Origin of the sequence: Phaeodactylibacter xiamenensis (genome assembly GCF_000759025.1) — a bacterium.
GTDB classification, from domain to species: Bacteria; Bacteroidota; Bacteroidia; order Chitinophagales; family Saprospiraceae; genus Phaeodactylibacter; species Phaeodactylibacter xiamenensis.
In genome coordinates this window covers 202219-216035 of sequence record NZ_JPOS01000038.1, presented here as the reverse complement: position 1 = coordinate 216035, position 13817 = coordinate 202219, and the positions used below count along the sequence as shown (strand labels likewise).

The window sequence follows — 13817 nt, the reverse complement described above, 5'->3', positions numbered from 1 at the left end:
GACACTAGCGGTTGAACACCAGACGTATAGCAGCATCTGCGGCCTTTCAGCGGGCTAATGGCGTCATCAATCTTCCAATTCGATACTTCCGTAGATTCAATACCGATCATTCCGTCCTGTATCATTACCTTTAACCCTTATCTGAGGAACCTCCTCTAATAAGGACAGGACTCGTGTAACCAAACCATTGGAATTAATGAAAAAACTGACAATCCTGGCAAGTTGGCTTGCCTTTATTTGCTTAACAACTGCTCAGGCGCAAAGCGACAGCCGGGCCCCTGAATTTGACATCACCAAGGCCGATATGGAAGCCCACCTCCGGTTTTTGGCTTCTGATGCCCTGCAGGGCCGGCGCACCGGCGAAATGGGCAACGATATTGCGGCTGCTTACATCGCCTCCCAGTACGCCACCTTTGGCCTAAAGCAAGTGGATGGCGCTCAGGGCTACTACCAGCCTGTCCCCTTTGAAGCCATTACGCCTCCATCTGCGGCTAAGATCGTCATTGAGGACGAGACCTACACACAGGGCGACAACCTGCTGATGATGACCGGCAACCTTGAACCGACTAAGACCAAAGCCGTCTTTGCCAATTATGGCTGGGTGGACGAGGAAACAGGTATAAATGACTATGACAAGCTTGATGTGGAAGGTAAACTCGTTTTCGTATTGCCTGGCACGCCGGAGGGACAAGACCCGCTGACCGTTTTCAACTCCATGAGCAAAAAGCGTAAACTGGCTAAAGAAAAAGGCGCGGTTGGCCTGATCGAGCTCTACCGCCTGCAGTTCCCCTGGCAGTTCTTCCTGTCTTACTTTGGCAAGGAAAGCCTTAACCTGGCTGATAAAATGGAGACCACCAAATCCAACCCCAACTTTGTTTATGGCTGGATCAAGGAAAAAAACAAAGAGACCTTCAATGCCATGAAGGATAGCAAAAAGACAAAGGTGGAGCTGAGCAGTGAGGGCTTCTCCCGCCGGGCTGTCACTTCCAACAACGTCATCGGATTGCTGGAAGGCACCGATCCGGAATTAAAGGACGAATATTTGCTTATCACGGCTCACTTCGACCACGTTGGTACCGGTAAGAATGGTGGCTCTCCCTACACACCGGAGGACAGCATCTTCAACGGTGCCCGGGACAACGCTATGGGAACGACCGCACTTCTCGGTGCCCTGCAGGCACTGGCAGAAGCGCCTCCCAAACGTTCCGTTATCTTCCTGGCAGTGACCGGTGAGGAAATCGGCTTACTTGGTAGTCAATACTACGCCGAAAACCCGCTCATCCCAATGGAACAGGTCATTTTCAACCTGAATACAGATGGTGCAGGCTACAACGACCCCTCCTATGTTTCCATCGTAGGCTTCGGCCGCACCGGAACAGACGGACTTGTGGAAGCAGCTTCTAACATTTTCGGGCTTGATGTATTCCCCAACCCTGCACCGGAGCAGAACCTCTTCGACCGCTCTGATAATGTATCTTTTGCAAAACTAGGTGTGCCGGCCATGTGCTTTAGCCCCGGTTTGACTTCGTTTGATGAGGAAATCAGTACCTATTACCATCAGGCAGCTGACAACCCGGATTCCATCGACTTCGATTACCTACAGAAGTTCTGTCAGGCGCTGGCACGCACGGCACGCCTGATTGCGGATGACGAAGACCGCCCCTTTTGGGTGGAAGGCGATAAGTATGAGGAAGTTGGCAAGCAGTTGTACGAACGCTAAGCAATAGATTCCAGCAGGAACGAAAGGCACGTATCAGCTTCAGCATTGGTACGTGCCTTTTTATTACTCTGTCATTGCCTTGCCTGATCCGATTTCCCGCTCAATAAGATAGCTGTTTCGGTCAGAAGCCGTGCGCGAGATCAGCTCGGCCAAAAAGCCGGAAAGGAACAACATCGTACCAATAACCATACAGGTAAGAGAAATGTAGAAATAGGGATTGTCCGTCACCAGAATTGTAGGCAGCCCCTGGCTCAGACGGTACAATTTGCTGATGCCAATATAACCTGCGGCAAAGAAGCCGATGACGAAGATAAAAACGCCCCACATACCGAAAAAGTGCATGGGCCGTTTGCCGAACTTGGAGATAAAAATGACCGAGAGCAGATCCAGCGGCCCGCGTATAAAGCGCTCAATACCAAATTTAGTGGTGCCATATTTACGCTCCTGATGCTGCACCACCTTCTCCCCTATTTTCTTGAATCCCGCCCATTTGGCGAGGACCGGTATGTAACGGTGCATATCGCCGTACACCTCTATGCTTTTGACTACGGCATTGCGGTAAGCCTTTAGCCCGCAGTTAAAATCGTGCAGGTGGATGCCCGTCATGCGGCGGGCCGTCCAATTGAAAAACTTACTTGGCAGGTTCTTAGTAAGCACCGGATCGTAGCGCTTTTTCTTCCAGCCGGACACCATATCATACCCCTCTTCTGTAATCATGCGGTAAAGCTCCGGCAGTTCCTCAGGGGAGTCTTGCAGGTCTGCATCCATGGTGACCACCACATCGCCCTGTACGACAGCAAAGCCCCGGTTGAGGGCAGCAGATTTCCCGTAGTTGCGGCGAAACTTAATGCCCCGGACACAGGTGTTCTCCTGAGCCAGACGTTCCACCACCTGCCATGAGCCATCCCGGCTGCCATCATCCACAAATACAACTTCGTAGGAGAAACCATGCGTTTCCATCACCCAGCGGATCCAGGCTTCCAGCTCCGGCAGGGATTCTTCCTCATTAAAAAGCGGGACGACGATTGAAATATCCATGTATCAGCTTCTGGTCTTAAAGTGAAGAACGCGCAAAAGTTAGAAAAGATGATCATTTCCGGCTGGCTAATGCCGCCAGGCCAAGGGAAATCAGGAAGTATCCGATCAGGCTGCGGGCGTAGGTCAGCAGGGTGTTTTGAAAGCCAACCTTCAGCCCATCTCCTTCCAACGATTCTTTAAAAGCATCGTACTGCTCTTCCGTTAGCATCTCTTTCCGGGCTTCCAGGGTCTCAGACATTACAGCCCGCTGTACCTCTTCGAGCCCCGGATCAAAAACACCATGCAGCAGATAGTAATAGAGGTAGTACACCAGATTGGCTACCACGAAGACAGTAAAGCCGACCTTAAGCGCCTGCTGGAACTCCAGCTTTCCGCCAATAGCCTGCCGCTCATCATCAATCGCTTTCCAGGCGACAGCCAGATAGAGCCCCACTGTTGCCCAGTTTAGGAAAGAATTGAAAACCAGCTCCTTATTGATCAAATAAAATAGCAGGTAGATACCCACGGTAATCCCACCTGCTATAATGCCGTACTTGACGCCTCGGTTTTGCTTTAGCATATGCTTATTGATTGTACGGCAAATATACGGGGGCTAAAGCAAAAAACAGTATGATCCAAAAGATAGCCTAAGCTTCCCGCTTCATAATGGCACCAATAATCAGTGAAAAGATAATACCAGCGATCAGGGAGCCTACGGCTGCGAATACCGAAAGCATAGCTGGATTCATCATCCAGGTCATGTAACTCATGGCCTGATCGGCATCACTTTCGCTCATACCTTGATGTTCAATCATTTGCTCGCGGCTAACCTCCATCATAGTATCAATCAGCCCGGGCTCCACGAAGGCAAAGAAAATATAGCCCCAGATGGCAGAAGTCAGCGCGATGAGCAGAGACACAATAAAGCCCACGTAAAAACTGCGCCCAAAGCTGATAAATCCGCCCAGTTCCTGCTCTTTGTGCTGACGCACTGCCAATACAATAGCCGCAATCATCACACCCCAGGTAGCAATATTGGAAATCCAGTTCCCGCCTGAGTTTTGCCCGGTGTAGTCCACCATGCCTGTCATGTGAATAATCAACCCGACTATGATTAGTACTAAACCGGCCAGTAAACCGTGCCGGCTGCCGGTAGGCCATGGAGAGACTTCCTTAGGGTCAATGGTTTCATTAGGATTGTCAAGCGTACTCATAAGTGTAATGGTTAAAGTTGGTGAATAAGCTTCAATATCGGACAATTCCTACTCCCTTGCCGGTATTTTCTATGAATGGGCATTTACAAACGACTGATTGTTATTCACTACGGCGAGGGCACGCCCACGCAGTTCCTGCCCCAGCACTGGTGAATTCAGGGAGCGGGAATATACCCGGTTGCGATCGTACACCCATTGGGCATCCGGTTGAAAGATGGTCAGCTCTGCCATTGCGCCTTCTTTGATTTCGGGTAAGTCCAGCCCCAGAATGCGGCGGGGATTGCCAGCTATTTTCTCAATCAGCAGTTCATCGGTAAGCCAGTCACTCAGGTGCGTTCGGCATAAAGCGTACAACGTCTCCAGCCCGGTTGCCCCAAACTCCGCGTAGGGGAATTCCAGCTTTTTAGCTTCCTCTTCCAGCGGTTGGTGATTGGAGGCGATAATGTCGATAGTGCCGTCAAGTACGCCCGCTTTCAATGCGGCCCGGTCGGTAGCACTCCGCAGGGGTGGTAGTACTTTGAAATTGGAGTCGAAGGTAGAGGTGGCTTCGTCTTCGTAGACCAGGTTCATAATGGCTACGCTTGCGGTTACCTGTAGCCCTTTGGCTTTGGCTTCGCGTATCATTTGCACGGCGCCCGCGGTGGAGATATTAGCGAGGTGCAACCGGCTTTCGGTATACTCTAGCAGGTGCAAATCACGGCGTACCATCACCTCCTCAGCTATCGATGGAATGCCCGGCATTCCCAGAGAAGTAGAAACGATGCCTTCGTGCACCTGCCCGCCGTGCCGCAGGTGGTCCTCGAGCGGCTGATTAATCACTACTCCTCCGAAGGCTTTAACGTAATTGAGCGCCCGAAGCATCACCCCGGTATGCTGCAAAGCGATGGGGCCATCAGTGAAGGCAACCGCGCCAGCCCGCTGCATGTCGATCATCTCGGTAATTTCCCGGCCCGCGCACTTCAGGGTCAGCGCGCCCATGGGATGGAAGTTGACGAGCTTGCCTTCAGCATTTCGACGAATGTACTGCACCCCAGACTTGGAATCAATAACCGGGTCCGTATTGGGAAATGCGGCTACTGCCGTAAATCCACCAGCCGCCGCCGCTGCGCCTGCGGTATGCAGGGTCTCGCGATGCTCCAAGCCGGGGTCGCCCACCTGCACGCCGAAGTCCATCCAGCCGATGGACAGGTGTAGCCCTTCCGCTTCCAGTACAGGGGCATCCTCCCCTTCAAAGGGTGTTTCCCCGATTTTCTGAATATACCCTTCCCTGATCAATATGCTACGCACCTGCTTATGATGCAGATTGCCTGGTGCGATGATGGTAGCGTTCTTAATATGCAAGTCCATGCGCCTGTGATTATTCTACCGGATACCACCGGTTGTTCTTAAAAAGGTAATGCTGCCCTTTCTGATAAATCTCTGCAATATCATGCCGGATGAGCAGCTCATCGACAAAAAGTGGTGCCTCTCCGATGTCCTGATTGTCTACCCAAAACCGGATACGGCTGTCGGAGCGCTGCGGGATAAAGCCCATTTCCACCAGTGCCCATCCGTTATGATCAAAGGTACGGAAGTGGTCGTAGATGCGGTAGTGCTGTTCCTGCAAACGCTCCCCGCTTTCAGCTTCATACTCCTCAATATGAAAAAAGCCAGTCGCCAGACGGTCTACATCCACGTAAATCCAGGTGGAAAACGTGTACCAGCCCGTACCATACTGCCGGGGCAAAGTGCTATCAAACAGGATATTCGGCTGACTGACTTCCCCGACAAAAGCCCCTCCGCCACGGTAGTACCGTTCTGCGGACAGGGTATCAAAACTTTCGTAGTAAAAGTTATGCGTGGAATCCCGGGAAAGAAAACCGGCCACCGGGTACAAAGCCGCACTGTCTGCTTTGAGCGTGTAATTGATGTCCCGTAACCTGGCTTCAATCCGTTCTTCAAAAGCCGTCAGGGGCAGGCGGTAGAGGGCATACTGATCATTCTCAAAAAGCAGTTGAGCACCGGTAAGCATATGCTCGAAATGGGCTTTCTGCTGCTCAAACTGATACTTGCCCAGTACCAGCAACAGTGGCTTTTCATTGGGGAAGTCTTCCAGAATTTTCGGGATGCGATAGGGTTCGTAAACCAGCTGCAGCTGATTGTACGCCTGACTCCGGCTGGTACGAGTCAGGGCAGCACCTGTGGTAGGAAGCCCTGCTTGCATACCCAGAATGAGTGTCCATGGCATTACATTGCCAGATGCTTCAATCCAGAAGTTATCGCTGCCAAGGTTAAAATACGGCAGGGGGACGGTCGCCTGAAATTCCCGGTAGTCGATGCCTGGTAAATCGGCAAAAGTCTCGCCTTCGTGCAATTGCCGGATGTCATCCAGTTTCAAGTCGGGGTCGGTACAGGAATGATAGGCTTCAAAGCCCAGCAAGAGCAAAGCCCCAATGCCCAGCCTCAGCTTCCACTGTGCTTTGGATTGGTCTATCCATGCCCAAAGCTCAGTGAAGACAATCAGGTTGATGGCGTAGTAAAAAGGCCAGTTAAAGCGCCCCACCGACCGGAATTGCTGATAGGGGCCTGTATAATCCAGCAGCCCCTCCAGCCCCGGAATAGTAAACGGTAGCCCAAAAGACAGGAGCAGGAGCACCAGGCTCGTCAGCATCATTTTATTTAGGAACGGCTGCAACTCACCGCCTGCCTGCACAAATGACGCTTTAAAGCCACTGCTCACCCAGCGAATGGTAAGCACCAAAAGGCCAATTAACGCCACCAGCCCAATGTATCCTTTACCTTCGAAGCCCCCATCCTGAATGGCGATCACCTCCTCATTGATCCAGGCAAAATAAGGCATGGCTGTGGAGGTGACAATATCCTCCCAGATAGAATGAAAGTGGAAAAAACCCCAGGGCCGCGCTGCACGGTCTGTCACCGGATTATTGTGGTACATCCAAATATAAAAGAAGACCAGCGGCGGCCCAATTTGCACACTAAAGTGCAGCAGATAGCGAAAAAACCGGCGTACGGTGGGCTTTCGCAAAAAGCCAAAGAAAAAATAAAAGGATATGGTCATCGCCATAATGACGAAATAGTAAAAGTGGATAAGCGGGAAGACCAGCAGCGCCACGGCCATCCAAAGGCTGTACTTCAGGCTGTGCGCTTCCTCCAGCCGGATGAGGAGGTAAAATAATATGGGAATGACCTCAATATGCGACAAACCGTAGTGCGCGATAAACCGGTAAATTTGAGGGGATAAAAAGACGATACCAAGGCTCGCTAATGCGCCCCACCACGGAGCCGTCCCGAGCCGCAGAAAAGACAGGTAGAGAAAATAAGCACCCAGCAAAATCCCAATCAGCAGCGAAAAGTTGACAATCGCCCGGGTATAGCCTGTGATGTCCACCACGTAATCACTCACGACTTTAATGAGCCCGGAGACCAGGGGCTGCGTAACGGCAGCCGAAGCATGATCGCCGTAGGGGTAGTTCATCCCTTCGAAGTAGGTGAAGGAGCTGTCGTGGCGGGCGTGGTATTCGATATTGGTGTACGCCTTAAGGCCATCGGCATAGGGCTCGATGACCAGATTGGGCGTGGCAAAGAAATCAGGGAAGCGCAACCAAAGCAAGGCAATACCAAGCACGATAACAGCCAGGCGGCCAAGGTTTGCATCTGAAAAGCGGTCCTTCATGGTGGCGGCGTTCCTTGTTTAGGAGCAAATGTACGTTTTTGGGAGGAAATGAGGTGGGGTTTCAGGGAAAGACCCTCGCATATAGACCGCAATAGGGCTGGCAATTTTTTCACGCAAAGGGCGCAAAGCCATACAGTGTACCCGGTTTCACGCAGCGTGCGCAAAGAATGAGCCACGATGCACTCAACGCTACGTTTGGCATACCTGGCTGGATAGGATAGATCAGACTTTCTCTGCATGAACACGCTCCGCAACCGCTGCGTAAAACCCTCCGCGATCTCCGCGTGAAACCCTTTTGCGAACTTTACGCGAACCTCCTCCACGATCTCTGCGTGAAACCCCTCCACGGACTTCGCGCGAATTCAATCCCAAACGCCCATAAAACAACCCAACCTTTCTTATCTTCAGCCCCGAAACCAAACCCAGGCCATTGGATACCACTCCTCCCATCATCAGACGGGCCCTGCTCGCCATCGCCCTGCTTTTTCTGGCTGGTTACGTGCTCATCGACCGGTGGGATGAAGCCCTGTACTACGGCGACAGCAACAGCTACTACCTGCATGTGGTCTCTTTTTGGGTCAATCAGGATGTTGGCGACTACGATGCGACCATCAGCAGCCTGCAGGCCGCCAACCCCGGTTCTCCCGATCCCCGCGAGGATGAATTTGGCATACGCCTCACAGAACGCGGGCGGCGCTATATCAAATACACCCTGGGCGTGCCAGTGATAGAAACGCCCTTTTTCCTCCTGGCCCACGCCTGGGCGAAAGCCACTGATGCTTACACCGCAGATGGCTGGAGCAAGCCCTACCTGCTGGCGGTCAGTTTGTCGACTATCGTTTACCTGATAGCAGGGTTCTTTTTGCTCAGCCGGGTCCTGCAGCGGTATTTCAGCAGCAGGGTGACGGCGGTGGTGCTGCTTACCCTTGCTTTTGCCACCAACGTATTCTACCATGCCACCTACGTTACGATGGCGCACGGTTTTCTCTTTTTCAATTACTGCCTGCTCTTATGGCTCACCGAAAGGTTCTACGACCGCCCCGGCCGGGCCAAAGCATTCGGTATCGGACTGATCGTGGGCCTGATTGCCCTGACGCGGGTGCCGGAAGTCATCAGCCTGCTCATCCCGCTCCTGTGGGGAGTGAATAGCACAAGTACCCTGCGCGAGCGCTGGCAGTTCTTCCTGCGCCGGCCGGCTTTCCTTCTGCTCGCCGGGCTGGGGCTGGGGCTTGCCTTTAGTCCGCAATTGGGATATTGGTACTATGTGAGCGGGCAGTTGTACTTCAATCCCTACGAAGGTGAAGGCTTCAACTTCCTGCAGCCCATGATTTACAAAGGCTGGTTCGACTTCTCTAATGGCTGGCTGATTTACACCCCGGTGATGCTCTTCAGTCTGATCGGGCTGTTCCGCCTGCACCGGCATGCTCCGGGCAAGCTGCTGCCCATTGCACTGTTGGTGGGGCTGCACGCCTACATCCACTATTCCTATTACGCCTGGACTTACTTCCCGGGGCTGGGCTCCCGGCCGATGGTGGAAACCTATCCGCTTTTAGCTTTTGGATTGGGGGCCTGTTTCGCACCTTTACTTAGGCACAGTTGGGCAGCCGCAGGATTGGGGCTGGGGCTGCTGTTTTTCACCTGGCTCAACTTATTTCAAACCTGGCAGATGAAGAAGGGCATCATTTGGTCAGAGCGGGGCAATGCCGCTTTCTACCTGGAAACCTTCGGCACGCTGCAGCCCACCTGGCACTCCATGGTCGCCTTCGACACGAAGGAGCGGCAACCCCGTGACACGATCACGCTACAAGCAGCCGACCTGCTTTTCCAGGAAGGCTTTGAGTCTGCCGGTCTTCCGAACCGGTCTACTGAGCAGGTTTTTCAGGGGCAGGGCGCTTTGCTGCCTCCTGATGGCGACTATACCCTGTCTGATCAGATTGCTTTAGATGCAGCACAGCCCGGCAATTGGCTCCGCATCAGCCTCCGTGCCTATATGCCCGCAGCCGGCCGCATCTGGAACCGGGACCTGGGCATCATCCTCTTTGCTGAATTGCGAAATGCAGATGGGCGCCGCAAAAAACGCCGACTGATGCGCCCTACTTCCTACATCGGCAACAGCGACTACTCCATCTGGCATGCCGGTACTCCTGACCAATGGGGCGAGGCGGCTTTCTTCCTCCGGCTCCCGCGCGGCTTTGAGCCCGATTGGCAGCTGCGGCTTTACCTACGCAATCCGGCAGGGCAACGGGTGTATTTGGATGAGGTGCGGGTGGAGCGGTATGTGCCCAAAAATTAAGGTTACGGCTTCATTAATCTAATAAGAACGGCTCAAAATTATGTTGATGCAGTAATTGGACCTCCGCTTTTGGGTAAGCTTTCGCGAAAGCTACCGGCTTCTTAGCTTTCTCCGGGTTCCACTTAAACTCATCCCCATAAAGATGACCATCTGTTTCTTCCACATAGTCCAACTCCTGATGGTCATGTGTGCGCCAGAAGTATTGTCTGGGAAATCGCAGGCGTGCGTGCAGGTATTTCATGCGTTCTGCAACTAAAAAATTCTCCCATAACGCGCCCTGGTCTGCCCGGCCCTTCAATCTGCTGAAAATCCAATGGATTTGACCGCAAACTTATAGACGATTTACCTGGGATTTGTAAAAGAGAAGCATTACCGATTACCAATCTTCACCACCTTCCCTACTTCCAGCACGCGCCCCTGCTCCTCCACCCGCCAGGTGTAGACGCCCGCCGGGTGCCCGCTCAAATCCAGTGTGTTGAAGCCGGCCGACAGGCGCTGCGTGAGGACGGGCCTGCCCATCGCATCGTATACCACGGCATTGACTTGTACGGGCAGCCAACCTGCCCGCAGCGACAGGCTGAAGCGCTCCCGGAAGGGGTTGGGGAAAGCAGTGGCAAGCGGGGCTATTTCCGCTTGCTCGGTGGCCGTGACGGGCTCTGTAAACTCCAGTGTTTTGCACTTCGTATCACTGCCATTGGCGTTGCTGACGGTGAGGCAGACCTCGTAGGTGCCTGGGCCGGGGAACGTATGAGCGGGCAGGGTATCCGTGCTGCTGCTGCCCTCGCCAAAGTCCCAGGACCAGGTGGCCGGCTCGTAGTCGCTCAGGTCGTAAAACTGCACGGTGAAGGGCGTGAGCGTATCCTGTTCGTAGCGCCAGCGGGAGAGCGGTATATTGTCGATGCCAAGGGTATCGCAGGGGCTGCCGTCTATGGGGCCGAGGCGGTAGTTGGGCTGATTGGGGATAGAGGTATAGTTATAAAATGGGAGTTCGATACTATGCTGCTCAATGCGGCAGTCCGGGCATATTGCATCTGGATTGTGAATAACGTGAAGGCTGAACACACTCCCCGGTGAGCTGATATATATTTTGCCGTCCGGGGCCAGCTGCATCTGATAAAAAGTAGTAGGCAAAGGGTCGAGATTCCCGTCGTACTCGGCAATTACCGTTCGGGTCGAGAGCACCTCCTCAGCCTGAAGATCATACTGGTAGAGCAAAGTGTTGGAGGCCGTGTACAGGTAGCGGCTGTTTTTGGATATAGCCGCACCACCGCTCGAGCCCCCGATTGGGAAGTTGCCCTGCTGCCGGTTGCTAAGCTGCCCGGTGCAACGGTCGAAGTCCCAAATCGTTACCCATTCGCCCGCTGTAGAAGATATTCCATTATACCGCATATAATGGGCTCCATTACTGCTAAACTTTGCTTGGCCCAATCCATCGGCAAGCCATTGATCCAACAATAACGCAGAATACTGCTCGATTCCTTCAGGAGTAATTAGAAATCGAAATACTTTCCATCCATATAATTCTGGCACTAATAGCCACCAATCTCTGCCATTTCCGTGTCGGCAGACAGTTAGTTTTCCAAGAGTTAAGGTATCATGAAGCAATAATTGTTTTCTAATCACAACAGTTAACTCATTTTCGTTCTTGACTACGCAAGAATAGTACAGCTTCTCACCAAAAACGTCCAATGTATCGGGAGGGATACTTAATAGATTTTGCTCAATATTAATAAAATGAACACAATCAGGTTCTAACGAAGAAGGCAAAGCTAAACTAGATTGAGCCTGATACCATCCACCTTCTAATTCCCCTTCGAACCAATTTGTGCCATTATCTGCAATGTGATGGTTACTTCCGAATACATTCATTCCATCAAAATACATTACTAATTTTCCATCTGCATCGCTAAAACTGACATTATTGGCGTAAAATTCTGCTTCGCTGATCTCTACTTCCTTGATGATCAGCTCCTCGCCGTGAAAATCTAATTCAGACAGTCCAAAATTATCGTCCGTAGGCGTGCCCGGCCCTCCACCGTAACCAATAAGCCAGGTATAATCGTGAAGCTGGGCATGTAGGACAGCGCTACCGAATAGAAGTAAACAACCAATAAAATACCGCATAAGACAATAGTTTTAACGGTTTCCAATCTTCACCACCTTCCCCACTTCCAGCACGCGCCCCTGCTCCTCCACCCGCCAGGTATAGACGCCCGACGGACACCCGCTCAAATCCAGCGTGTTGAAGCCGGCCGACAGGCGCTGCGTGAGGACGGGCCTGCCCATCGCATCGTATACCACGGCATCGGCTTGTACGGGCAGCCAACCTGCCCGCAGCGAAAGGCTGAAGCGCTCCCGGAAGGGGTTCGGGAAAGCAGTGGCAAGTGGGGCTGTTTCCGCTTGCTCGGTGGCCGTGACGGGCTCTGTAAACTCCAGCGTTTTGCATTTCGTGTCACTGCCATTGGCATTGCTGACGGTAAGGCAGACCTCGTAAGTGCCGGGGCCGGGGAACGTATGAGCGGGCAGGGTATCCATACTGCTGCTGCCTTCCCCAAAGTCCCAGGACCAGGTGGCCGGCTCGTAGTCGCTCAGGTCGTAAAACTGCACCGTGAAGGGCGTGAGCGTATCCTGCTCATAGCGCCAGCGGGAGAGCGGGATATTGTCGATGCCTAGGGTATCGCATGGACTGCCGTCTATTGGGCCGAGGCGATAGTTGGGGAAGTTGGGGACGGAGCCTGCATTGAAGGTGGGCAACTCTAGGCCACGTTGTTCTATACGGCAATCCGGGCAGGGCGCATCAGGATTGTGGATGACGTGCATATAGCGAGTACCAAAACCTCCGCAAATATAGATTTTACCATCTGGGCCGCGTTGGGAGGAGTGGAAAGTGGTCGGGTTAAAATCAATAAAACCATCGTATTCGGCTATTAAGGTGCGGCTTGAAAGAATATCTGCTGCCCAAAGATCATATTGATAAAGATGAATACCCGCTCCAAGGTATAAATACCGGGAGCCTTTTGCCACTGACGCCCCACCGCCACCACCAAACTGATCAAAAGCTTCCTGACGGGGATTGCTGAGCAATCCAGTACAACGGTCAAAATCATATATGGATAAATGGTCTTGCTCTCCGCCCCCTACGCTGTTATATCGGATATGCTTATTGCCATCCGGTGTAAAAAAGGCCTGCCCAAGACCTATATTCCCTCCTTCACCAATTTGTTGAGTGCCCCTCCATTCAAGCCCGTTGGGGGTAAGGAGGAAGCGGTGAAACTCATTCAAGGTGTAACGGGCTACAATCACCCACCAATCCCGACCGTTGGCATGACGACAGGCGCTCAATTTGCCAGGATCAAGAGTGTCTTGTGAGATCTCTTCCTTGCGTAGTATCACTCTGCCCAAACCATCGTTTTCTGTTTGATCAACGATAGAGAACAATAAACCTTCCCCAGCGAAGTTTGTGGTTACCGTTAGTCCAGGAAAAGAGTTAGTTGTAGAATTAACGATAGAAACATGACGCTCTGAGCCCGGGAGTGGAAGAGCTAAACCAAGTTGTGTACCTATCCATCCTGTAGCATATTCGGTCTCATGCCAATCGGCCCCACCGTCCATGGGCAAATGCGTTTGATTATAAACATCTTGACCATCATAATACAAGAATAGTTGACCAATACTATCACTGTAAACTGCGTTATTAAACCAAAGCGTAGCTTGCCCTATTGCCTGGTTATCAATGACCTCAAGTTTCTCATCCTCAAACCTCCACCACATCAGCCCAAACTCATTCGTAGTATCTGTACCTTCCCCACCGCTGTATCCCATCATCCAATTGTAGTCGTGTAATTGGGCGTGTAGAAGAGGGCTACCAAACAGAAGTAAACAAACGATTAAATACCGCAT

The 13817-nt window shown here is 52.3% G+C and carries 10 protein-coding genes; 2 read left to right on the top strand and 8 right to left on the bottom strand.

The window, feature by feature from the left end; translation table 11 throughout:
- Window positions 1-196 precede the first annotated feature (196 nt).
- Window positions 197-1720, top strand: a complete 1524-nt coding sequence (locus IX84_RS15695; RefSeq protein WP_052516050.1) for a M20/M25/M40 family metallo-hydrolase — start codon at window positions 197-199, stop codon at window positions 1718-1720.
- Between the two features lie 63 nt (window positions 1721-1783).
- Here the strand turns inward: IX84_RS15695 and IX84_RS15690 are convergent, their stop codons facing one another.
- The 5 genes from IX84_RS15690 to IX84_RS15670 all read right to left on the bottom strand — a co-directional run bounded on the left by IX84_RS15690 (window position 1784) and on the right by IX84_RS15670 (window position 7624).
- A complete protein-coding gene (locus tag IX84_RS15690) occupies window positions 1784-2758 on the bottom strand; it encodes a glycosyltransferase family 2 protein (RefSeq protein WP_044222781.1) in 975 nt (324 codons plus the stop codon).
- A gap of 52 nt (window positions 2759-2810) precedes the next feature.
- Window positions 2811-3317 (bottom strand): DUF4199 domain-containing protein, encoded by a 507-nt coding sequence (locus IX84_RS15685; RefSeq protein WP_044222779.1) that lies wholly within the window; start codon window positions 3315-3317, stop codon window positions 2811-2813.
- 67 nt (window positions 3318-3384) lie between these two features.
- Entirely contained in the window at window positions 3385-3951 is a 567-nt protein-coding gene (locus tag IX84_RS15680) for a DUF4199 domain-containing protein (protein WP_044222776.1), read from the bottom strand.
- Window positions 3952-4020: 69 nt separating this feature from the next.
- Window positions 4021-5298 carry a dihydroorotase gene (locus tag IX84_RS15675; protein WP_044222773.1) on the bottom strand — a complete coding sequence of 426 codons (1278 nt, stop codon included), beginning with the start codon at window positions 5296-5298 and terminating at the stop codon, window positions 4021-4023.
- Window positions 5299-5308: 10 nt separating this feature from the next.
- Complete coding sequence (locus IX84_RS15670; RefSeq protein ID WP_044222769.1) at window positions 5309-7624, bottom strand: hypothetical protein; 2316 nt, start codon at window positions 7622-7624, stop codon at window positions 5309-5311.
- Window positions 7625-8054: 430 nt separating this feature from the next.
- Here IX84_RS15670 and IX84_RS15665 point away from each other — a divergent pair, with 430 nt between their 5' ends.
- Entirely contained in the window at window positions 8055-9917 is a 1863-nt protein-coding gene (locus IX84_RS15665) for a hypothetical protein (protein WP_044222766.1), read from the top strand.
- 13 nt (window positions 9918-9930) lie between these two features.
- On the opposite strand, the gene IX84_RS15660 is transcribed toward IX84_RS15665, so the two are convergent.
- The 3 genes from IX84_RS15660 to IX84_RS15650 form a co-directional block, all read right to left on the bottom strand.
- Window positions 9931-10215 (bottom strand): DUF4143 domain-containing protein, encoded by a 285-nt coding sequence (locus IX84_RS15660; protein WP_044222763.1) that lies wholly within the window; start codon window positions 10213-10215, stop codon window positions 9931-9933.
- 71 nt (window positions 10216-10286) lie between these two features.
- Complete coding sequence (locus IX84_RS15655) at window positions 10287-12041, bottom strand: PKD domain-containing protein (protein WP_044222759.1); 1755 nt, start codon at window positions 12039-12041, stop codon at window positions 10287-10289.
- Between the two features lie 12 nt (window positions 12042-12053).
- On the bottom strand, window positions 12054-13817 hold the full coding sequence (locus IX84_RS15650; protein WP_160213803.1) for a PKD domain-containing protein: 1764 nt from the start codon (window positions 13815-13817) through the stop codon (window positions 12054-12056).